At 29.8% G+C, this 22322-nt stretch carries 19 protein-coding genes and 1 tRNA gene; 6 read left to right on the top strand and 14 right to left on the bottom strand.

Annotation, left to right across the window (positions count from 1 at the left end; all coding sequences use genetic code 11):
* Window positions 1-151: 151 nt before the first annotated feature.
* On the top strand, window positions 152-766 hold the full coding sequence (locus Q0T35_RS01990; RefSeq protein WP_295809615.1) for a SprT-like domain-containing protein: 615 nt from the start codon (window positions 152-154) through the stop codon (window positions 764-766).
* Entirely contained in the window at window positions 763-1854 is a 1092-nt protein-coding gene (locus Q0T35_RS01985) for a mannose-1-phosphate guanylyltransferase (RefSeq protein WP_295809618.1), read from the top strand. Before Q0T35_RS01990 ends, Q0T35_RS01985 begins: the two co-directional genes overlap by 4 nt.
* A gap of 17 nt (window positions 1855-1871) precedes the next feature.
* On the opposite strand, the gene Q0T35_RS01980 is transcribed toward Q0T35_RS01985, so the two are convergent.
* The 9 genes from Q0T35_RS01980 to Q0T35_RS01940 all read right to left on the bottom strand — a co-directional run bounded on the left by Q0T35_RS01980 (window position 1872) and on the right by Q0T35_RS01940 (window position 12454).
* Window positions 1872-2648, bottom strand: coding sequence for an ATP-binding cassette domain-containing protein (locus Q0T35_RS01980; RefSeq protein ID WP_293916528.1), 777 nt, complete (start codon window positions 2646-2648; stop codon window positions 1872-1874).
* A gap of 3 nt (window positions 2649-2651) precedes the next feature.
* Window positions 2652-3392 (bottom strand): ABC transporter permease, encoded by a 741-nt coding sequence (locus Q0T35_RS01975; RefSeq protein ID WP_293916526.1) that lies wholly within the window; start codon window positions 3390-3392, stop codon window positions 2652-2654.
* A gap of 71 nt (window positions 3393-3463) precedes the next feature.
* Entirely contained in the window at window positions 3464-4195 is a 732-nt protein-coding gene (locus Q0T35_RS01970; RefSeq protein WP_293916524.1) for a sulfite exporter TauE/SafE family protein, read from the bottom strand.
* Window positions 4186-4647 (bottom strand): FixH family protein, encoded by a 462-nt coding sequence (locus tag Q0T35_RS01965; protein WP_293916522.1) that lies wholly within the window; start codon window positions 4645-4647, stop codon window positions 4186-4188. The genes Q0T35_RS01970 and Q0T35_RS01965 overlap by 10 nt, the downstream gene beginning before the upstream one ends.
* A gap of 2 nt (window positions 4648-4649) precedes the next feature.
* Complete coding sequence (gene ccoG, locus Q0T35_RS01960) at window positions 4650-6110, bottom strand: cytochrome c oxidase accessory protein CcoG (RefSeq protein ID WP_293916520.1); 1461 nt, start codon at window positions 6108-6110, stop codon at window positions 4650-4652.
* A 160-nt stretch (window positions 6111-6270) separates the two neighbouring features.
* A complete protein-coding gene (locus Q0T35_RS01955; RefSeq protein ID WP_293916518.1) occupies window positions 6271-7278 on the bottom strand; it encodes a cbb3-type cytochrome c oxidase N-terminal domain-containing protein in 1008 nt (335 codons plus the stop codon).
* A gap of 210 nt (window positions 7279-7488) precedes the next feature.
* Entirely contained in the window at window positions 7489-9714 is a 2226-nt protein-coding gene (gene ccoN, locus Q0T35_RS01950; protein ID WP_293916516.1) for a cytochrome-c oxidase, cbb3-type subunit I, read from the bottom strand.
* A 31-nt stretch (window positions 9715-9745) separates the two neighbouring features.
* Window positions 9746-9922, bottom strand: a complete 177-nt coding sequence (gene ccoS / locus Q0T35_RS01945; protein WP_293916514.1) for a cbb3-type cytochrome oxidase assembly protein CcoS — start codon at window positions 9920-9922, stop codon at window positions 9746-9748.
* Between the two features lie 144 nt (window positions 9923-10066).
* Entirely contained in the window at window positions 10067-12454 is a 2388-nt protein-coding gene (locus Q0T35_RS01940; RefSeq protein WP_295809624.1) for a heavy metal translocating P-type ATPase metal-binding domain-containing protein, read from the bottom strand.
* Between the two features lie 86 nt (window positions 12455-12540).
* Between Q0T35_RS01940 and Q0T35_RS01935 the strand changes: the two genes are divergently transcribed.
* Window positions 12541-13254 carry a Crp/Fnr family transcriptional regulator gene (locus tag Q0T35_RS01935; RefSeq protein ID WP_293916510.1) on the top strand — a complete coding sequence of 238 codons (714 nt, stop codon included), beginning with the start codon at window positions 12541-12543 and terminating at the stop codon, window positions 13252-13254.
* Between the two features lie 26 nt (window positions 13255-13280).
* Here Q0T35_RS01935 and Q0T35_RS01930 read toward each other — a convergent pair whose 3' ends face one another.
* From Q0T35_RS01930 to Q0T35_RS01920, 3 genes are all read right to left on the bottom strand, one after another.
* The gene (locus tag Q0T35_RS01930; RefSeq protein WP_295840720.1) at window positions 13281-15161 is read right to left on the bottom strand and encodes an ABC-F family ATP-binding cassette domain-containing protein; all 1881 of its coding nucleotides are present in this window, start codon (window positions 15159-15161) and stop codon (window positions 13281-13283) included.
* Window positions 15162-15225: 64 nt separating this feature from the next.
* Entirely contained in the window at window positions 15226-15489 is a 264-nt protein-coding gene (locus Q0T35_RS01925) for a hypothetical protein (RefSeq protein WP_293916506.1), read from the bottom strand.
* A 467-nt stretch (window positions 15490-15956) separates the two neighbouring features.
* Window positions 15957-16029, bottom strand: a tRNA-Phe gene (locus Q0T35_RS01920).
* Window positions 16030-16198: 169 nt separating this feature from the next.
* Between Q0T35_RS01920 and Q0T35_RS01915 the strand changes: the two genes are divergently transcribed.
* The 3 genes from Q0T35_RS01915 to Q0T35_RS01905 all read left to right on the top strand — a co-directional run bounded on the left by Q0T35_RS01915 (window position 16199) and on the right by Q0T35_RS01905 (window position 19477).
* Window positions 16199-17467, top strand: coding sequence for a hypothetical protein (locus Q0T35_RS01915; protein ID WP_293916504.1), 1269 nt, complete (start codon window positions 16199-16201; stop codon window positions 17465-17467).
* 34 nt (window positions 17468-17501) lie between these two features.
* On the top strand, window positions 17502-18083 hold the full coding sequence (gene lptC, locus Q0T35_RS01910) for an LPS export ABC transporter periplasmic protein LptC (RefSeq protein ID WP_293916502.1): 582 nt from the start codon (window positions 17502-17504) through the stop codon (window positions 18081-18083).
* 125 nt (window positions 18084-18208) lie between these two features.
* Window positions 18209-19477 carry a hypothetical protein gene (locus Q0T35_RS01905; RefSeq protein WP_295840718.1) on the top strand — a complete coding sequence of 423 codons (1269 nt, stop codon included), beginning with the start codon at window positions 18209-18211 and terminating at the stop codon, window positions 19475-19477.
* Between the two features lie 47 nt (window positions 19478-19524).
* Here the strand turns inward: Q0T35_RS01905 and Q0T35_RS01900 are convergent, their stop codons facing one another.
* Complete coding sequence (locus Q0T35_RS01900; RefSeq protein ID WP_293916498.1) at window positions 19525-20184, bottom strand: uracil-DNA glycosylase; 660 nt, start codon at window positions 20182-20184, stop codon at window positions 19525-19527.
* Window positions 20185-20237: 53 nt separating this feature from the next.
* Window positions 20238-22118 carry a RecQ family ATP-dependent DNA helicase gene (locus tag Q0T35_RS01895; protein WP_295840715.1) on the bottom strand — a complete coding sequence of 627 codons (1881 nt, stop codon included), beginning with the start codon at window positions 22116-22118 and terminating at the stop codon, window positions 20238-20240.
* Window positions 22119-22322: the final 204 nt, after the last annotated feature.

The following is a 22322-nucleotide window of genomic DNA, read 5'->3' as shown; positions in this document are numbered from 1 at the left end:
TAATTTACAAAGATAGATATTTTTAAAGTTATAAGTCTTAAAATATTTTGTATTGAATTATTTTAGCATAAGGTAATAGCCGATATATTTCTTTTATTTAATATAAAAGACTTACTTTTGAATAAAAATTGCAGAAATATTTATAAATATTGTGAAAACTGATAAAAAAATAGATTATTCAAAATTAATTCCTCATATACCCATACAAGCAATAAGCTTTATTCAAAAATGGTTGAGTCCTTATTGGTTTCATTTGGTAATAAAAAAACCAAGAGTTACTAAACTAGGTGATTACAGAATTCCAATCAAGGGAATGCCTCATATAATTACTGTTAATTCAGGAATGCCGAAGTCTTTATGTTTTTTAACTTTAACTCATGAAATTGCCCACTTAAGAGCATTTGATATTTATTCTAAAAATATTATGCCTCATGGAAAAGAGTGGAAAAAAATTTTTTCTGAAATGATTTCGGAAAGTATTCAAGTTTACGAAGAAGAATTGAAGGAACTACTATTTGAATACAAGCGTAATCCTAAAGCAAGTTTTTATGCTGATAAAAAATTATCGGAATATTTTATAAGAATGCAGAGCCCTAATGCGTTACTATTAAAAGATTTATGTTTAAATGCACTATTTGAGATTAATAATAAATTTTTTTATAAATCAAAAAAATCAAAAACTCGTTATATTTGCATTGAAAAAAAGACAGGTAAAAGATATTTGATAGCTGAGAATGCTCCAGTTACTGAAATAAATGTTTTATGACAAAGAATAAGAACTATTATTGTGTAATTATGGCCGGAGGAATAGGGAGCCGATTTTGGCCTATAAGCACTACAAAATTTCCAAAGCAATTTCATGATATTTTAGGAACAGGTAAAACATTAATACAACAAACATTTGAGAGATTAAATAAAGTTATCCTAAAAGAAAATATTTTTGTCATTACCAATAAAGAATATGTAGGACTAACTTTAAGTCAATTGCCGGATATTTCCAAAAATCAGATTATTGGTGAACCCAAAATGATGAATACAGCGGCTTGCAATATCTACATGGCAGAAAAGATACATAAGTTAAATCCAAATGCAAGTATCATTGTAGCTCCATCCGATCACTTAATTATCGATGAGGACTTATTTATTAAAAATGTTTTAACCGCATTGCAACATGCGAGTAATGAAGATATATTAGTTACACTAGGAATATCTCCTACAAGACCTGATACAGGATATGGATATATTGAATATGCGAAAGAAGGAAAAGAGGGATTATACCAAGTAAAATCTTTCAAAGAGAAACCAAATCTCGAAACAGCAAAAGAATTTTTAAAAAGTAAAAATTTTTTGTGGAATTCTGGGATTTTCATTTGGTCTTCTCAAAGTATATTAAATTCTTATCTAAAATACCTTCCGGAGATGTACGAAATATTTAATTCCATTGTTCCCTATTATAATACAAATAATGAGGCGGAAGCAGTTGAAAATATTTATTCCAAAATTGAAAAAAATTCTATAGATTATGGAATTTTAGAAAAATCAACCAACGTTTGGGTTATTCCTTCTAATTTCGGTTGGAGTGATTTAGGCACGTGGAGTGCATTATATGAGAATTTTAATAAAAATGAAGAAGGCAATGCGGTTCATGGAAATAACATATATACCTACGATACCAGTAATACTATAATAAAAACAGACCTTTCAAACAAAATATATATTATTGACGGTTTAACAGATTTTATTATAGTGGATACTTCAGAAGCTCTATTAGTTTGCCCTCGAGATAACGACCAAAAAATAAAAGATTATCTGGAAAATATTAAAAAATTAGAAGAAGATAAAAAATCAAAATAAGGTTAATATTATTAACCTTATTTTTTATTTTTTAAATGATATAACATCGCTTCACGCGCCATCTTAAATATTTTCGAAGAAAATACAAAGTCTAATAATGCCTGATTATCAGAAGTAACTATGGAATTTTTATCTCCTTCCCATTCTTTTTTTCCGTTTTTTAAGTATATTATATTTTCTCCTATTTCAAGAACTGAATTCATGTCATGTGTATTAATAATAGTTGTAGTATCGTACTCACGAGTAATTTCATGAATAAGCGTATCTATTATTTGAGAAGTTTGAGGATCTAACCCTGAATTAGGCTCATCACAAAATAAATATTTTGGATTATTAACAATAGCTCGAGCAATGGCTACCCTTTTTTGCATTCCCCCTGAAATTTCTGAAGGAAATTTTTTGCGCGCATTAATCAGATTTACGCGTTCTAATACTTGATCAACGCGTTCTCTCATATCCTTCTCGGACAAATTCGCAAACATTTCAAGAGGAAACTTTACATTCTGCTCCACTGTCATTGAGTCAAAAAGCGCACTTCCTTGAAAAACAGTTCCTATTTCACTTCTTAATTTTTGTCTTGATGATACGGATAATTTCGATGCATCTGTATTTTCATATAGTATTTGTCCAGAAGAAGGTTCAAATAAGCCTAACAGACATTTAAGGAAGACGGTTTTCCCAGAACCACTTTGCCCTATGATCAAATTGGTCTTCCCTTTTTTAAAAGTAGCAGAAATGCCTTTAAGTACTTCTACTCCATCAAATGATTTAGTAACATTTATTGCTGAAATCATTGTTTAATCTAGTAAAACTTGTGTTAACATTAAATTTGTGATGATGATAAGAACTGTTGTCCATACAACCGCTGAAGTACTGTTACGTCCAACTTCCAAAGAACCTCCCTTTACTATATATCCATAATAAGAAGGCACAGTTGCTATGATAAATGCAAATACGATAGTTTTAATAAAACAGTAGTAAATAAAGAAATCAGGAGAAGCCATTTGCAGTCCTTGAACATAATCTACAGGCGCCCAACTTCCGGAAAAACTTCCTGCAAAATAGCCACCAAGTATTCCCATGATAAGGCTAATCATGATTAAGATAACATTAAAAAACAAAGAGGCTACTACTTTAGGGAGAATTAAATACGATGGGCTGTTTACACCCATAATTTCTAATGCATCAATCTGCTCGGTTACTCGCATAGTTCCTATACTGGAAGCAATAAAAGATCCCACTTTACCTGCTAAAACTACACTAATTATAGTAGGACAAAATTCTAATATCAATACAACTTTAGTTGCATAACCTACATAATAATCAGGAATAGGAAAGGAGGACGTTTTAAAATTGTTATACATCTGAATTGCTACAACAGCACCCACAAAAAATGATGTAAAAGCAACCAAACCTACTGAATTAACACCTAAATCATTTATTTCTCTAAGTAAGCTTTTTCTGAAAATATTTCTTTTTTGAGGCTTTTTGAAAACCCTGGCCATTAAGAAAGAATAAGCACCAATATTCGAAATCATTCCCATAATTGTGCGAAGTTACTATTTTTTTGTTTTTAAAAAAAGAAAGATTATTTTTAAAAGAATCTGTATTAATGACAACAACTTCTCTTTTGATCAGTTTGTTCTAACTTTAATGCTTGATTAGAAGGAGACACTAGATGTATGCCTAATCCTAAACCTCTTAAAATAAATAAAATACCTATGAGTATGATAAAGTAAGGAAAGATTTTCAAAATTTTAAATCTTATTTTAGCTCCTATAAATTTGCCTGTTAAAGTGGTTATAAACATAAAAGGAAATGTTCCTAACCCAAACATAGACATAAACATCATACCTTGAATAATTCCCCCAGAAGCAATAGAAGAAGTTAGGGCAACATATACTGCTCCACAAGGAAGAAATCCGTTAAGTACTCCGGTAAGATATCTAGAAGTATTATCTTTTCTTTTGAGAAATCTACCTAAGAATATTTTAATTTTTATCATAAATTTATTCATAGGTTTAAAATTATCTCCAATTTCTGTTGTTTTTCCTGGCAACAAAACCATTAGAATTAAAAGAATTCCGGCAAAAATAGATATATATTTTTGATATCCGGCTATATTAAAACTTTTTCCTACAATTCCCACAATTCCACCTAATAATGAATATGTAGTTATTCTACCAAGTTGATACAAGATGTTTTGAGAATAGAATTTAAATTTATTAGTAGCGTCTAAACCAATTGAAAATGCTATGGGACCACACATTCCAATACAGTGAAATCCACCTAATAATCCTAGACTTAATGCCGTATATAAATATACTATATCTAATTCCATTTTATTGGTATTTCCATTTGATAATTTGTTTTTTCTTTTGTCCAATACAATTTTAAAGTGTAATTTCCCTTAACCAAAACTTTGGCTGGTATAAATAAGGTGTTTGACGGGACCCAATCAAACTCTTTTTTATTAATATCCAAAGCTTGTGAATTGGCTCTAATAAGCTTAAATTTTCCAATCGTATTGATTGAGTTAAATTCTTTTGGGAAAGTTATTTTGATGCCGGAATCAGGGATTATTTCAATTTTAGGTTTTTCTTTTAATAAAGAGGCATTATTAGTAGCATCAATTTCTTGTTGATAATTTATTTCTTCTTCATAATAATTATCCGTAACCAAATCAAAAGTATTTTTTGAAAATTCTACTGTGAATATTAGAGTACATATAAATATAATAAAGCAAGCAAGAGCAATTATTACTCCATGCCCCCAGGTAAATTTAAATTTCATAATTAAAAACGTATTTTAGAAGGGCCTATAAAGTTGGTCTTATATTCATCTATTTTTTTGCCATTTTCATCAAATATACCAATAATAATCTCTTCTTTTGTTTTAATTAGATCAGATTGTGGGATTTTTATTGTTGCGGTACCTTTAAGAGTTTGTTTGGGTTGTATCGTAAATTCTGTACCGTAACCTACTAAAGTGATTATAGCGTGATTTGGCTTTACAATTTTGACATGCAATTTTTTCTTTTCAGTCGTTTTATTAATAAAAATAAATTGATATTCATCGACTATTAACTGCTTTTCAATAGTAAATTGAGTACCAACAATTTTTAAAAATTTGGTTTCAACGTTTGATCTGAAAAAGAGCAATGAAATACAGACAGAAACAAATACAAAAAGAGCGATAGTATAAGCAATTAATCTCGGAGTAAATTTGAAATCGGTTCTTTTTTCAATCATATTTTCCGAAGCATATTTTATCAATCCTGTAGGCATCTTCATTCTAGTCATGACCATATCACAAGCATCGATACAAGCAGTGCAATTAACACATTCCATTTGCATACCGTTTCTTATGTCGATACCTGTAGGACAAACTTCAACACATTGTTTACAATCTATACAATCTCCTTTACCTAAGGCTTTTCTATCTTCATTTTTTTTAAACTTTGATCTTCCGGCAGTACCTTCACCTCTTACAAAATCGTAAGCAATGTTTATAGTGTCTTTATCTATTAATACCCCTTGAAGTCTACCATAGGGGCATACAAAAGTGCAGGCTTGCTCCCTAAACCAGGCAAATACAAAATAAAATAGAGTTGTGAATATAATATATACAATGAATAAAGTTATGTGTTTAGAAATACCTTCTTTACCTATTTTTATTATCTCATCTGTTCCTAATACATAAGAAAAAAGTATAGCACAAATAGTTAGGGAAGCGATTAGAAATAAGGACCATTTTAAAATTCTTTTTTTTATTTTTTGACCGTTCCATACTTGATTATCTAAACGTATTTGCATATTTCTATCTCCATCTATCAAAAATTCTATTTTTCTGAAAACATGTTCCATAAAAATGGTCTGCGGACAGATCCAGCCACAAAATATTCTTCCGTAAATGACTGTAAAAACAATGATAAAGACAGTTGTAGTAACTAGACCTATCCCAAAAAGATAAAAATCTGATGGTGAAAAATATGCACCGAAAATATAAAATTGTCTATTTAATATATCAAAAAGAAAGATAGGATTTCCATTAATTTTAATGAACGGAAATACAAATAAACTAATAAGAAGAAGAGCACTTACTATATCTCTATATCTTGTAAATTTTCCATGAGGTTTTCTCGCGTATACCCATTTTCTTTCTCCTGAAACTTCTGCAGTAGCAAGGCTTTCTCTGAAATCTTCCTTTTGCTGTTCAAGGTCAGGAGTTTTTCTATCATCCGTTTCCTGAGACATGGTGTTTTATTTTATTTATTGTGTTTAATAGTTAGGTTAGTATAAATATAATTATTATTCATTAAATTACAATCTAAAATAAATAGATAAAATTATATCTTAAAAATAAAAAGCCTGATAGTTTCTTAAGAAACTAAGCAGACTTAATATGATTATTATTTTATTTTCCTGAATCTGATGAGGCTTGTGTAGTAGCTGTTGGAGCTGCTTCATTCGGATTCGGTGCAGTAGCTGGAGCTGTGCCTCCTTTATATGCTTTAGACCAAGGGGCTAAAGTACCTTGAGGCTCTTTAGCTGTATTATCTACAGACTTACCTTTAGCATCTTTTGGTGAATTTTTATTTAATTGATATAGATAGCTTGCTACTTTAACAATATCATTACCTTTTATTTCTCCAGTTGCTCCAAAGGCTCTCATAGTTGGATTGTTTTTACTTCCATTCCATACGGTATAGAATATATTTTTAAACTCGGAATCTTCATTAGCATTATTATATTCTTCCTGAATGTTAATCCAATAATCGTCAGTTTGGTTGGGGCCTGAAAGTCCTTTTGCGCCGTCCCCATGACAAGTTTTACAAAGTTGATCATATATTACCTTTCCATCGGCTACAGCATCAGGATTAAATTGTGCCGTTTCTATGGTAGCTTGAGGGGCAATTTTTTCATATTCAGTAATTTCTGCTAACTGAGTTTTGTATTCTTCTTCATATTCAACATCCGGATGTGCGAAGGTTGTAAATGAATAAGAGAAGAAATATACCACTCCGTATGTGATGGTTACAGCAAATAAGCCGATGTACCATCTGGGGAGTCGATTATCTAACTCTTTTATATTGTCGTATCCATGGTCTATTAACTTGATTTCGCCGCTCTCTTCTGCTTTACTTTGTTTAAATGCATCTCTCCAAACTCTTGTTAGATAAGGCGTTTTTACAAGTTCTAAATAGTCCTTTTTTTCATTTTCTGTAAGCAGTTTGAATTTTTCGGCATCTATAAGTGCATTCAAAGAATTGTTAATAAGTAATAACACAAATGAAATGGCAATGGTAGCCAAAAATATAGGATTTGTGATGAAATCAAAATTTTGCAAGAACATGTAAAATGCTCCGGTAATTAAAAATACCGCTAGTATAGCATTTATGACAAAGGGTGTTCTAGGTTTCATATGATCATTTTGTATTTTATTATTTATTCCTTTTTATCTTTTTCTTCTAATGGTAGATTGCTCATATTTGTATAATAATCTTTTGGCTTATTCATTACCATAAAGGTTACGCCAAGAAAGAATAGGACAAAAAGCAGAAGGGCTAGGCTTTGATAAATTATTGCATTGTCTACTCCTGCGATTATCTTATTATAAAATTTTAGCATTTTTTTAATTATTAGCTGTTTGTGTTTTTTTGATATCAACACCTAATCTTTGTAAATAAGCTATTATTGCAACAATTTCTCTTTTTTCTAAAGGTACAAAATTGGCGCCTTCAGCCTTAGCAGATGTATCAAATCCGGCTTTATAGTCTGGTCTGTCAGTAAATATACTGGTAGCAATTTCTTTAGCTTGTGCTTCCATATTTGCCTGATAATTGTCTATATCTTTTTGCTCATATGGGACATTAAACCAATTTTTCATCAATTCAAGCTTTTCTTTGGTTTTAGATACATCCAGTTTATTATATATTAACCAAGGATAACGAGGCATAATTGAACCGGGAGAAGTTTCTCTAGGATCGAATAGATGGGTAAAATGCCATGAATCCGGGTTTTTTCCTCCTTCTCTATGTAAATCTGGCCCTGTTCTTTTAGATCCCCAAAGGAATGGCCTGTCATATACATATTCTCCTGCCTTTGAATATTCTCCATATCTAACCACTTCATCTCTAAATGGTCTAATCATTTGAGAATGGCAAGCATTACAACCTTCCCGAATATATAAATCTCTACCTTCCAATTCTAAGGGAGTATAAGGTTTTACGCTAGTAATTTGAGGTATATTAGATTTAACAAAAATAGTAGGCAATATTTCTACTGCTCCTCCAACAGCTAATGCAATGATAGCTAATATAGAGAAGAAAAGAGGGGTTCTTTCCAACCAAGAAAAAGTTTTTTCATTGACTCCTTTAGCTGGAGAAATATTTAATGCTGGAGCTTCTGCTTCTTCATTAGCTACAAATTTTCCTTTTCTAACTGTTGCAATAATGTTTATTACTAATAATATAGCTCCTGATAAGTAAAATACTCCACCGATAAATCTGAAAATAAAGAAATATCTTAAAGAAGTAACGGTTTCTAAGAAGTTTTTAGTTACTAGAGTTCCATCTGGATTAAACTGTTTCCACATAAGTCCTTGAGTAAATCCACTCATGTACATAGGGATAACATATAAGATTATTCCCATAGTACCTAACCAAAAATGCCAATTTGCTAATCTTACTGAATATAACTTAGTATTATAAATTCTTGGAATGATATAATAAATTGCTCCAAAAATTATAAACCCGTTCCATCCTAGAGCTCCTAAGTGAACGTGACCTATAACCCAATCTGTAAAGTGGCCTATTTTATTTAATGTTTTGGTAGCTAATAACGGTCCTTCGAAAGTTGCCATACCATAACAGGTTACAGCTACTACAAACATCTTGAGTATTGGATCTTCTCGTACTTTGTCCCATGCTCCTCGTAAGGTTAATAATCCATTAAGCATACCACCCCAAGATGGAGCAATTAACATAATGGAAAATGCAGTTCCTAACATTTGAGCCCAAGCAGGTAAAGATGTATATAATAGGTGGTGTGGACCAGCCCACATATAAACAAATATCAATGACCAAAAGTGTATTATTGACAATTTGTATGAAAATACTGGTCTGTTAGCTGCTTTTGGTAAATAGTAATACATCAACCCTAAAATAGGTGTAGTTAAGAAAAATGCTACAGCATTGTGACCGAACCACCATTGTACCATTGCATCTTGAACTCCTGAATATATGGAATAGCTTTTTGCGTATAAAATATTTGAATCTAAAGGAATAGCAAGGTTATTAAATACCCATAATAAGGTAATACCTCCCCAGGTAGCTATAAAAAACCAAATGGCCACATACATATGGCTTATTCTTCTTTTGGCAATGGTTATAAACATATTTAGCCCGAATAATATCCAAATGATGGCTACCATAATATCTATAGGCCATTCATGTTCTGCATACTCCTTGGAAGTATTTATTCCCATTAAAAAAGTTATTGCTACAGATACGATAATTAATTGCCACCCCCAAAAATGAATCCAGCTTAATAAATCATTAGTTCGGCATTTCAATAGTCGCTGGGTTGCATAATAAAATCCTGTAAAAAATCCGTTACCAACGAATGCATAAATTACGGCACTTGTATGTAGCATTCTCAATCTTCCATACCCCATAAAACCATGAGACCTTGCTAATTCGGCCCCTTCACTACCAAAAAAGAATTCGGGTAGAGTAGGTATGAATAATAATGAGGCTACAGTAAGTCCTACAATGAAACCGACTATACCCCAGAATATGGTTGCATAGGCAAATGCTTTAGTAATTTTATTATCATATGAAAATTTTTGTGTTTCCATTTGTATAGTATGTAGTTACTTTATTATTTTCTTATTTATTATTTTTTTGTTCTTCGTTTATATTATCGTCATTGGAATCGAATAATATTCGCACGGCAGGTGATTCGTCATCGTCAAATTGTCCTTTCTTTATTCCATAGATAAAAAGAACCAAAAATATAATGGCTAACGAAAGGCTGCATAATATCATTAAATATAATATTTCCATACTGACTGAACAAAAATACATTTTATTTAATATGAATGATAATGATTTGTTACATATTTTTACATCGGATGTTTAATTTAGAATATTTCTAAATTAAGGCTAGGTATAGGTACAATAACTTACTTGGGATGTGGTAAATTTATTTCATTTATGGATAAACATTTTGTAACCAATAATTCTGCTTACTAAGGTAGTAAATGTTACAACGGATATGGAACTTAGTGGCATGAGTATAGCAGCAACTAATGGAGAAAGCTTATTTGAAACAGCAAAACTTAATCCGATAATATTATAACAGAAACTAATAACGAAACATAGGGATACTATACCTAATGCTTTTTTTGATAATTTAAGATAGGAAGGTAGATAAGAAAAATTATTTCCATCTAAAATAGCATCTGAAGAAGGGGTAAAGCTATTAATGTCGTCTGATATAGCGATACCTACGTTAGACTGTCTCAAAGCTCCAGCGTCGTTTAGTCCATCACCGAGCATCATCACATGATAGCCTTTTTCTTGTAATTCCCTAATGTAGTCCAATTTGTCTTGAGGAGATTGATTAAATTTTAAAATTGTTTCTGGTGAAAATATTTTTTCTAATCTATATTTTTCGGAATCGTTATCTCCGCTTAATAGAGAAATTTTATAATTGTTAAGAGCGTTTATTGTTTCTTTTAAATCTTTTCTATATTGATTTTTAAAGATATAATGCCCCTTATATATATCGTTAATGGAGATATGAACAGAAGTATCTGAACTTATCTTTTTTTTAGCTCCTACAAAATCGGAAGAACCTATTTTAAAGAACATTCCATTAACATTTCCTTTTATACCTTTTCCGGGAATTTCTTCATACAATTTAACAGGTATAAATTCAAAAGACATCGATATGTATTCATAAAGCGATCTGCTTAGTGGGTGATTGGAATTTTGTAATAAAGCTTTTAAATTTTCTAATTCTTTAGTAGTTAATTCATTACCTGTATAGCTGATTTTACTGGCTTTATTTATAGTGAGTGTTCCTGTTTTATCGAAAACTATATGATTTATTTTTGCTAACTTTTCTACAGTAATGGCATCTTTTACATAAAATTTTTCTTTACCGAAAACCCTCATTATATTCCCTATGGTAAATGGAGCTGAAAGAGCTAAAGCGCAAGGACAGGCAACGATCAATATAGCTGTGATAACTTGGTACATTTGTGAAGGACTTTTTTCAATTAAGTACCAATATAAACCGCTTAAAATTGTGATAATTAGTAGTACAATAACGAAGTATTTACTTATATTATTAGTAATAGATTCAATGGTGGAAGAATCTTTTTTGAACGCTTCATTGTTCCATAAACGAGTGAGGTAGCTTTGGTTAACTTCTTTAATGACTTCTAGCTCAATAGTAGTGCCGGACTGTTTGCCTCCGGCATATATTTTTTCTCCGACCTTCTTTTCAATGAGTTTAGATTCTCCAGTGATGAAACTATTATCTATAAAGCCTTCTCCATGAATTAAAACGGAGTCTGCAGGAATTATTTCTTGATTTCGGATTAGAATACGGTCTCCAATTTTTAAGTTTGAAATAAGAACATTTTCCTGGCTAGTATTAGGACCAATTTTGGTAACTGCAATAGGATAAAAAGATTTATAATCCCGATCGAATGCTAATGATTTATAGGTTCTTTGCTGAAAATATTTTCCTAGAAGCATAAAAAACAGAAGTCCGCAGAGTGAATCAAAATAGCCGTTGCTGATCCCTGTATATGCTTCAAAACAGCTTCGCGAAAATAAGGCGATAATTCCAATAACAATCGGGAAATCAATGTTTAAAACGCCATGCTTTAAAGCACCCCATGCAGATTTATAATAATCTGAAGCACAATAAAAAACTACAGGTAGAGAAAAAAGAAACATAAGAATTCTGAAAAAGTAGCTGTATTGTTGTAACCATAGATCTTTTTCATTTTCAAGAAATTCAGGAAATGCTAATAACATAATATTTCCAAAAGCAAATCCTGCGATACCGATTTTTATGAGTAGAGTGTGATCAACTTTTTCATGTTTTTTTTCTGTAGTTTCAAAATTAATTACGGGCTTATAACCTAAATCTGTAAGAAAATGAGCCAATTCACTTAATTTATACGATTCATTTCTATAAGCTATTTGAACTGTTTTTGCGGAAAAATTAACCGTAGAATAAATAATTTTTTTGTTGATTCCCTTTATGCTTTCCAATAGCCATATACAAGCACTGCAATGAATTGCCGGTATTTTAAAAGTAATCAGTGTTATTCCGTCTTCCGAATAATCGATAATCTTATTAAAAATTTGAGGAGTGTCTAAAAATTCAAAATAATTTTGACCTTTTTCAGGTTTTATTCCTGCATTTGAATTGAGACTGTAGTAGTTTTCCAGCTTATTTTGATTTAAAATTTCGTACACGGACTTACATCCATTACAACAAAATATTTTATTATCAAAATCAATTTTTATATTATTCTCGATAGTTTGTCCACAATGAAAACAATGCTCACTCATATAAAAAATTCTAGTCCTGGATGTACAAAGTTATATCCTTTTATTTAAAATTAAAGTATTATTTTTGTGCATAATTTGTTAAAAATATGAGTAATATCATGCCTAAAAATTCAGTAGACTTAATTATATCAGAATTAAAAAATAAAGAAATTCTTAGTAAATTTACTAAAGATGAGTGCAATATTCTAGATAAGGAAATGAAGGAGATTCGATATGAAAAAGGTCAGGAAATTATACATGAAGGATATAAGCCTACCGGTATATATGGAATTTTAAGTGGAACCGGGAAAATTTATAAAAGAGGATTTAATGGTAAAGAGCAAATACTTCGTTTCGTCAAAAAAGGAGAAATAGTCGGATACCGATCTTTATTAGGAGGAGAAACCTTCAGTGCCTCTTGTACAGTTATCGATGATATTACCGCTGTTTACATCCCTGAAATTATTTTTCACCGTTTATTAGAAGTGAGTTCAAAAGTTGCCTTTGATGTATTAAAAAAGATTTCTCAGCATTTAGGTGAAGCGGGAAAAACGATTACTCTATTGGCGCAAAACACTGTACGTGAAAGGCTGGCGGTAATTTTACTTTTTTTAGAAAAGAAACTTGATGTTGATCATGAAGGATTTATTAAAATAAACTTAACGCGTGAAGAAATGGCAAATTTGATTGGTACAGCTACAGAAAGTGCCATCCGTTTAATTTCAGAATTCAAAAACGATGAACTTATTGAAGTGGAAGGCAGAAGAATAAAAATTATTAACCATCAAAAACTTTCGCGTTTAGGGCATGTGGTATCGTAAAAACTAATCGTAAAATTACTATAACTCTATGATTTAAGTTCACTAAGTTCCAGCCATCGTGTTTCTTTAGAATCCAATTTCTGTATTAAATTTTCTAATTGTTTACTGATTTCTTGAATTTCTTCGAAACTTAAATTTAAAGAAGATAATTTTTCAGTTAATTTATTTTTTTCTTTTTCCAAGTTAGGAATTTCTTTTTCCAACATTTCTAATTCCTTTTTTTCTTTAAAAGATAATTTAGGAGTTTTGTTAATTTTTGTATTTATATCTTTTATTTCATTTTTAGATGTATCTTTAACAGTTTCAGAATTTTTTTCTTTAGATTTTAAATAATAATGAGTGTAATTTCCTATAAATTGAGATATTTTTCCATTTCCTTCAAAGATCATTAGTTCATCAACTACTTTGTCCATAAAATACCTGTCGTGACTAACAATCAATACGCATCCTTGGTATTCATTTAAAAAACTCTCGAGAACGGTTAGGGTTGGTAAATCCAGATCATTAGTAGGTTCGTCTAGAATTAGAAAATTTGGATTTCTAAATAAGATTGATAATAATTGTAATCTCTTTTTCTCTCCTCCACTCAATTTGGAAATATAGGTATATTGAGTTTCAGGTGTAAAAAGAAACATTTCTAAAAATTGGCTGGCAGTAATTTGTTTTCCATTAGATAAAGGAAAATAATCTGCAATATCTTTCACAAAATCAATTACTCTTTGGTCTTCTTTAAATGAAAGACCTTCTTGTTTGAAATGCCCGATATTTAAGGTTTCGCCCCATTCTATGGTTCCTGAATCAAATTGCTCATGTTTTTCAAGTATTTTTAAAAAAGTTGTTTTACCTACCCCATTTTTTCCTATTATTCCGATTTTCGCTCCTCTAGCAAAGGAATATGAAAAGTTATCTAAAATTACTTTATTTCCAAAATGTTTAGAAACATGCTCCATTTCAATAATTTTTTTCCCAAGTCGAATCATTTGCATGTCTAATTGAACTTTTGTATCCGATATGCTTTTTTTTGCGATTTCTTCCGTTTTATAAAAGCTTTCAATTCTACTTTTAGATTTGGATGTTCGGGCTTGAGGTTGCCGTCTCATCCATTCTAATTCTTTACGATATAAATTCTTTGCTTTATCCGTTTGGGCTAATTGATTCTCAATTCGTAAGGATTTATTTGTTACATAAGTTTCATAGTCTCCGGAATGTGAATATATGACTCCATCTTCCAATTCAAAGATTCGTGTACAAATTGCGTCAAGAAAGTAACGATCATGAGTAACCAAAATTAGAGTTTTATTTTCCTTGTTAAGAAAGAATTCCAACCATTCAACCATTTCAATATCTAAATGATTGGTAGGTTCGTCAAGTATTAATAAAATATTTCCTTTTTCAAAACTTATATCAATTAAAAATTTGGTAAGTGAAAGTCTTTTTTGCTGGCCTCCGGATAAATTTTTTATTTTTTGTGTAAGAAAATCAATTTTTAATTTAGAAATTATTTCCTGAATAACAGGTTCCACTTTCCATCCATCGTATTGATCCATTTTTTCAATAAGTCTTAATAATTGGGGGTTGGATGGATCGCTCTGCACCATCTTATCGTATTGATGAACAATATCCAAAACAGGATTTGAATGAGAAAATATATATTCTTCAGCAGTTACTTCTCCATCGAAACTTTCCGATTGTTCAAACATAACTACTTTACTGTCTTTATTAAGCAATACTGTTCCAGAATCGGGAACTTCAATCCCAGCTAGGATTTTTAATAAAGTAGTTTTTCCATTTCCGTTTTTGGCAACTAATGCAATTTGATCTCCTTCATTTACATGAAAAGAAACATTCGAAAATAAAGTTCTTATACCATAAGACTTACTAATGTCTTCTACTGAAAGATAATTCATAGATTAAAAATAGAAAAGCAAAAATACGTTTTCTAAATTACTTTATAGATAATTCAATTTTGTTTTAACTGGATGATTTATATAGTATCATATGGCAAACTAATAAAATTGTAAGAAAAATATTAAGGATAATACCTATAGAAGCATCTATATTTTTAAAGTCTTTCATGCGTGCATATATACTCAGTAAAAGGCAGAATAATTCAACTCCAACCATAGTATAATTTAACCAAGTTGGAACAAAACAATATAAATTTCCCAGCAAAAAAGCTATTAGATTTAATATAATTATTCCTGCTAAAAAAACGAAAATGCTTATGTTATTCATAATTAATATAATTTAATGAGAGCTATGCTTTAAAAATATTTATTGTATTTTTTAGCTCTAAGAGTTAAGATTATAATAAATATGATAATCTAATTTTATTCCAAAATTCAATAAAATAAGCAAAAAAATAATTAAATATTATTTAAAATAAAAATGAATGATAAAAGGAATTATGAAAGTGATCTACATTTTATCGAAAAGAAAATAACTGATTTATTTTAAATCTGATAGAATTGGAATTATATTGTAGAATTAAAATTTTCAATTGGCAAACTTGTCAAGAGTTTATAGAGATTTTGTTAATGTCAGAAAAAGAGTTTAAGAATGAACTTGCAAAAAGCTGATTTAATCTTTAAAATGCAATTAAATTTTTAAAAAAATTTACATGAAAATAAAATTGATAAAAATTCGTTAAATAAAAAAATCCATAATCTTTTTCTTAACGAATTGATTATGGATTTATGAAGTGGTACCTCTTGGAATCGAACCAAGGACACAAGGATTTTCAGTCCTTTGCTCTACCAACTGAGCTAAGGTACCTCTCATTTGGGATTGCAAATATAGGACATATTTTTTAATGACAAAATATTTTTCAAAAAAAAATCAATTTTTTATTACTTCTTTATTCTTGCTAAGAATTTTTACTTACAATTATTTTTATAATCGATACATTATTAACATATTTGTATATTGTATAAAAACGCACTGAATGAAAATTAAAATTTTCTCAATATTATCATTTATTATTTTTCTGAATGTAATTTATGCTCAGCAAACTTCTACTTCACCTTATTCTTCATTTGGATTAGGGGAAAGTAAAACTAATTCCGATATCGTGATTTCATCGATGGGAGGTTTAGGTACATCTTATATTTCAGATTTTAATAATGAAGCTAACTTTATTAATCCGGCAGCTAATAGAAATTTAAGGTACACTAGTTACAATATTGTAATTAATACCGATTATACTAATGCAAAGACTTCAAATGTAAGTAGTGATCGATCTACAACTTATTTGGCCAATCTATCCTTAGCTTTTCCAGTTGGTAACAAATCGAGAGTTGGGGTTAACTTACAACCTTATACCAATATAGGGTATGATATAAATATGGAAAATTTAGGGATAGTAAACCAAAGATCCTTATTTAAAGGAAGGGGTGGACTCAATGCATTTAGTGGAATGTATTCCTACAATATATCTGAGGAATTTTCTTTAGGAGCTAAAATTGGTTATGTATGGGGAGATTTGAAAAAAGATCAAGAAATATCTTTACAAAATGCAAATTTAATTTCAGGTATTTTTAATAAACAAGAATACGGTTTCTTCGATTATACGTTAGGGGTTGCTTATCATAAAAAATTAAAAGATAATCATATATTAAAAATCGGAGCGACCTATAATATAGGACATAATATAGATGCAGATGTAAATTATCTTTATTCAACTTATAATTATAACAATAATAATGAAAAAATCACTGTTGATACATTAAATTATGTTAAAGGAACCCATGATGCAAAATTACCATCATCGTATTCGTTCGGGGTTTCTTATGGAAAAGAACATAAATGGTCTTTAGGTGCAGATTTTAAATTTACTGATCAATTTAAATTGAAAATACCGGAAGATAATTTTAATTATAAAAATAAATATCGTGTAGCTGTAGGTGGATGGTATCTTCCAAATATAAATGGTTTTAGATCTTATTTTGAAAAAATTGTTTATCGTTATGGTGTGTATTATGAAAATACAGGGCTTGACGTAAATAATAAAACTATCAACCAATATGCATTAACAGCTGGACTAGGATTACCTTTAGGAAAGAGGGGTAAATATGATCCTTCCATGCTTAATTTAGGAATTGAATTAGGGCAAAGAGGAACTAAATCAAATGGGTTAATTAAGGAAAACTTTGTTAATTTTAAGGTAGGGTTTAATTTTGATGATCTTTGGTTTAGAAAAAGACAATACGATTAGAATTTTTCAAATTTAATATTCCTTTCATCTATTTATGGTACTAAAAATTAAAGATATAAAGAACTGGATATTTCTAATCATTTTTATATTTATTTATGCCTCTTGTTCAGATGAAAAAGGAGAAAATAGAGGGGGGAAAAATACAAATTTTGCTTCAAGAAAAATATATAATGCTACGATAACATTGACTGATTCAATTTATGCAGTTATTAAATTAAGAGCTCCCCTTATGGAGGAATATGAATTTGTTCCAACTCCCTATACTGTTTTTCCTAAAGGGCTGGATCTGGATTTTTATCAAAAAGATAAAGATCCCGGACATTTAAAGGCTGATTATGCTAAAATAATTGAATCTACGGGTTGGTATGAGGCTCGTAAGAATGTAGTGATCATTAACTCGGATAAGGATACCTTAAAAACCAATGAGATATTTTGGAATAAGAAAGAAAGGAAAATTTTTTCTAATGATACAGTAAAAATTTATAGAGCAGACGGAATTACTACCAATATTTCGTTTAATGGAATCGAATCATCTGAGGATTTTAAGAATTTTAAGTTGAAAAAAAATAAAGGTACATTGCCTTATAACGATGATTTAAAAACAAATAGTAAATAATTTTTATTTCAAAAAAAAATAATATAAATGACCTTGATAAATAAAAAAATATGTAATTATTAAATAAAGATGTATATTAGTAACTTGAAAAATTTATATTTTTTAATTAAAATAAGTAAACAACAATGAAAAAAAATTATACTGTTTTTCTTCTACTACTTACGCTTTCAGCATACGCTCAAAGAGGAAAAGTAAAAGAAACATCTGAACAAGATGTTTATTTTAAGCAAGATGGAGAAAATATCTTAGTTTATAGGGGTTCATTGGAGGGAAGTACAAGTAATGGCTATGCATTTGCGTATGGAAAAGATGAAAAAATTAATATAATAAAGACTAAAAAATCGGTAGTCCCAACGTTTACTTCACCAAATGAAGTGGTAATTGTACAAGATGAAGCTGGAAACAGATATTGGAAATTGATTGATGGAACAATCGTAAAAACCGAATTAGAAAGAGAAGTTTCTACTTTGCCGAAAGCAGAGGAAATGCCTGTAATAAATAAAAGAGAAGAAAAGAAACCAGAAAAATTAACTGAAGTAAATGAAGCTTCAACTGTTGTAAATGAGGTTCCGGAAGAAATTGTTGAAGAAAAACAAGAAGTTGTTTCGCCGGAAAAAGAAATAGAAATTCAAATAGAGGAAGCTAATGTAGTTGAAGATAAATCGAAGGAATTTTTATCTGCTCCGGAGGTTAAAATAAATCAAGAACAAAAAAATTCAAATGAAGCTTTCGGATCAGAAGAAATAATAGAGGAAATTTCTAGTCCTGCTCCTCAAATTGAAGAAAAAACGGTAGAAGTAGAACCAATTGTTAGTCCTGCTCCTCAAATTGAAGAAAAAACGATAGAAATAGAACCAATTGTTAGTCCTGCTCCTCAAATTGAGGAAAAAACGGTAAAAGTAGAACCAATTGTTAGTCCTGCTCCTCAAATTGAAGAAAAGACAGTAGAAATAGAACCAATTGTTAATCCTACTCCGCGAACTGAAGAAAAAACGATAGAGATAAAATCAATTGTTAGCCCTGCTCCTCAAATTGAAGAAAAAGCAGTAGAAATGGAACCAATTGTTAATCCTGCTCCGCGAACTGAAGAAAAAACGATAGAGATAGAATCAATTGTCCGACCTGCTCCGCAAATTGAAAGAGATGAAAAAATTGAAGTTTCTATACCTAATGAAGGAAAAGAAGATAATGTAGAAGTGGAAGAGGATAAAAAAATAATTTCAACTATTGGAGAAGATGGAATTGAACAAATACAGGTTATAGGTGAAGAAGTAGGGGATACTTCTGATTTTTTTGAAAAAAATTATGAAGATATGACTAGGAAGGAGAAAAAATTGTACAAGAAAAATGAAAGGAAATTAATGAGAGAATTAGAAAAAGAACTTAAAAAATAATTGAATAAAATATATTTATTCCAATAAAATAAAGAACCTATTCAGCATTACCACTGAATAGGTTTTATTTTTTTTGAAACTAAATATTCATTCGTACGATTAAAAGGTCTCGAGCCGAAAAAACCTCTATGTGCAGATAAAGGAGAAGGATGAACTGATTTTATAATACAATGTTTGTGAGTATCAATTAAATCAATTTTTTGTTGTGCATAGCTTCCCCATAATATAAAAACAACATGCTCTTTTTCTGAAGATATTTTATGAATCACTGAGTCAGTAAAGGTTTCCCATCCTTTTTTTTGATGAGAACCGGCTTGGTGAGCCCGCACAGTAAGAGTTGCGTTTAGCAAAAACACTCCTTGTTTTGCCCATGGAGTTAAATCGCCCGATTTTAATTCTACTCCGGTATCATTCTTTAATTCGGTAATAATATTTCTAAGAGAAGGAGGATAAACAATTCCATCTGGTACAGAAAAACATAATCCCATAGCTTGTCCCTCTCCATGATAAGGATCTTGACCTAACAATACTACTTTAACCCGGTCGAATGGAGTTAATTCAAAAGCTTTAAAAATATTTTTCCCTTTAGGATAACAGGTATGTTCTTTATATTCCTGCTTTACAAAATTTATTAAAGAAGAAAAATAGGGTTTTTCAAATTCCGATTGTAATAAATTTTTCCAGGATGGTTCAATATCTATATTCATACCAGTAAAGGTAAAAAATAAATAAGAGAAATTTTCTAAACTTTTGATGTGAATTAAATAGAATAAGTATTGAAATTTAATGCTTTAATTCTATTCTCTGAAATCAATTCTTGTAAATATTCATGAATTTTTTCAAAAGGTATATTTTGAAATTCTGCATAAATGTCCTCTCTACTTCTAGGCTCTTTTTTTATAAAATTAAGAATCTCTAGTAAGTAAGAATCTCCTTCAATTTTAGATTCACAACAAACATCACACTTACCACAAGACTGGTTTGATTTTTCGTTAAAATATCCCAGAATTAGTCTCATTCTACAATATTTTTTATTTTTTATAAAAAATTCCAGCTCCTTGTATTTTACTAATTTATTCTGTTGGATTGCTTGAAACTTATCCCAATATTTACCTAAGAATATTTGATCATTTCTCGGTTCAAGAAAAAGAATTTTTTGTTTATTGCCATCTATATAGGAAATATCTCCCGTTTGATTATATTTTACTAGCATAGAATGTAAGTCATGAGTAGGAATTAAAAGACTTTCAGCTAATTTTTTTTCATCAAATTTAATTTGATACGAAAAAACGCCGGTTATTTTTCTTGCTATTTTTTCCAATATAATAGAATCTTTACCATAAAAATTTGTATCTAATCTTTCAATGGGAAAATTTATTTTTAACAGACTTTCCGATGGTTCAAATTTCCACTGGAGTACAGAGCTATTATGAAGAAATTCTAATATAGGGATGATTTTATTTTTGCTTATTTGGGTACGCTGTTGAAATAGATTTAAATCAAAATCAAAAATATTTTCAGGTAATTCATTGGGTACAATGCTAAACATTGAAAATAAATAACGTAAAATTTTGCTGTATTCAGATTTAGAAGAAATAGTTTGGGTTAATGAAGAATAAATATCTGAAAACTCTTGCTCATTCCATAACAAAAAAGTATGTGATAAATGTCCGTCTCTCCCTGCACGTCCTACTTCTTGGTAATAATTTTCTAAAGAATATGGAGGGGAAAGATGAATAATAACACGTACATTTTCCTTATCGATACCCATTCCAAATGCATTAGTTGAAATTAGAACTTTACTGTCACTATCCGTCCATTCTCTTTGTTTTTTTATCTTTTCATAAGCAGGTAAACCTGCATGGAAAAAGTCAACATCAAGCCCTTTTCTTTTTAAAGTATCATATACATTTTTAGTTTCATTTCTTGTTCTGCAATAAATTATTCCTGATCCTTTATAACGATGTAATATTCTTTCAATCTGTCCTAATTTATCATGTATGTTCATGACTTGTAAAGAAAGATTCTCTCTTTTAAATGATTTTTTAAAAACTTGAGCATTAGTTAAGTCTAGCTTTTTTATTATTTCTGAAAGAACCTTGTGCGTTGCAGTGGCTGTTAATGCCATGCATGGAATATGATATCCGATATGTTCCCTAAATTTTTTAATTTGTTGGTAAGACGGACGAAAATCATTTCCCCATTCAGAGATACAATGTGCCTCGTCTACGGCGATAAAGGATATTTCAATGTCTTTACTGATTTCTAAAAATGTTTTATTTAATAGTCTCTCCGGGGAAACATATAGTAATTTTAATTCATTATTTTTTAATTTATTAAATACTGAAATTTGTTGATCAGGAGTTTGTTCGGAAGAAATAAATTCAGCTGGAATCATTTTCTTTTTTAATAAACTAACTTGATCTTTAATGAGAGCAAGTAAGGGAGATATTACAATGCAAGTGCCCCGGGCTATAATGGAAGGTATTTGGTAACAAACTGATTTGCCTGCCCCTGTAGGTAGTAGAGCAACCGTGTCGGTAGCTTCTAAAATTGTAAGAATTATTTCTTTTTGAAGAGGCCTGAATTCTTTATATCCCCAATAAGATTCAAGAATTTTATTTGGTAATGAAGGGTCCATTTAAAATAAGGGATGTATTTTCAAACAACAAATATATAAAAGAAAAAATTATCCGAATCTAGATTGCTATAAATGTTTGTTGCTGATATTATGTGAGATAAATAAAAAAAGAATCCTATATTTACAACTAAAATAAGTAAAGTAGAAAAAAACTTAAAAAAGTTATTTTTTACGTAACAAATTTTGAGATTATTATACAAATAT

Origin of the sequence: uncultured Apibacter sp. (assembly GCF_946479295.1) — a bacterium.
Lineage (GTDB): Bacteria > Bacteroidota > Bacteroidia > Flavobacteriales > Weeksellaceae > Apibacter.
The sequence above is the reverse complement of the archived record's forward strand: the minus strand, read 5'-3'. Positions and strand labels throughout refer to the sequence as shown.

Bases quoted from the DNA above. Each gene is read 5' to 3' on its own strand.
- Q0T35_RS01985 (WP_295809618.1), top strand. From the start codon at position 763: ATGACAAAGAATAAGAACTATTATTGTGTAATTATGGCCGGAGGAATA.
- Q0T35_RS01980 (WP_293916528.1), bottom strand. From the start codon at position 2,648: ATGATTTCAGCAATAAATGTTACTAAATCATTTGATGGAGTAGAAGTA.
- Q0T35_RS01975 (WP_293916526.1), bottom strand. From the start codon at position 3,392: ATGATTTCGAATATTGGTGCTTATTCTTTCTTAATGGCCAGGGTTTTC.
- Q0T35_RS01970 (WP_293916524.1), bottom strand. From the start codon at position 4,195: ATGGAATTAGATATAGTATATTTATATACGGCATTAAGTCTAGGATTA.
- Q0T35_RS01965 (WP_293916522.1), bottom strand. From the start codon at position 4,647: ATGAAATTTAAATTTACCTGGGGGCATGGAGTAATAATTGCTCTTGCT.
- ccoG (WP_293916520.1), bottom strand. From the start codon at position 6,110: ATGTCTCAGGAAACGGATGATAGAAAAACTCCTGACCTTGAACAGCAA.
- Q0T35_RS01955 (WP_293916518.1), bottom strand. From the start codon at position 7,278: ATGAAACCTAGAACACCCTTTGTCATAAATGCTATACTAGCGGTATTT.
- ccoN (WP_293916516.1), bottom strand. From the start codon at position 9,714: ATGGAAACACAAAAATTTTCATATGATAATAAAATTACTAAAGCATTT.
- ccoS (WP_293916514.1), bottom strand. From the start codon at position 9,922: ATGGAAATATTATATTTAATGATATTATGCAGCCTTTCGTTAGCCATT.
- Q0T35_RS01940 (WP_295809624.1), bottom strand. From the start codon at position 12,454: ATGAGTGAGCATTGTTTTCATTGTGGACAAACTATCGAGAATAATATA.
- Q0T35_RS01935 (WP_293916510.1), top strand. From the start codon at position 12,541: ATGAGTAATATCATGCCTAAAAATTCAGTAGACTTAATTATATCAGAA.
- Q0T35_RS01930 (WP_295840720.1), bottom strand. From the start codon at position 15,161: ATGAATTATCTTTCAGTAGAAGACATTAGTAAGTCTTATGGTATAAGA.
- Q0T35_RS01925 (WP_293916506.1), bottom strand. From the start codon at position 15,489: ATGAATAACATAAGCATTTTCGTTTTTTTAGCAGGAATAATTATATTA.
- Q0T35_RS01915 (WP_293916504.1), top strand. From the start codon at position 16,199: ATGAAAATTAAAATTTTCTCAATATTATCATTTATTATTTTTCTGAAT.
- lptC (WP_293916502.1), top strand. From the start codon at position 17,502: ATGGTACTAAAAATTAAAGATATAAAGAACTGGATATTTCTAATCATT.
- Q0T35_RS01905 (WP_295840718.1), top strand. From the start codon at position 18,209: ATGAAAAAAAATTATACTGTTTTTCTTCTACTACTTACGCTTTCAGCA.
- Q0T35_RS01900 (WP_293916498.1), bottom strand. From the start codon at position 20,184: ATGAATATAGATATTGAACCATCCTGGAAAAATTTATTACAATCGGAA.
- Q0T35_RS01895 (WP_295840715.1), bottom strand. From the start codon at position 22,118: ATGGACCCTTCATTACCAAATAAAATTCTTGAATCTTATTGGGGATAT.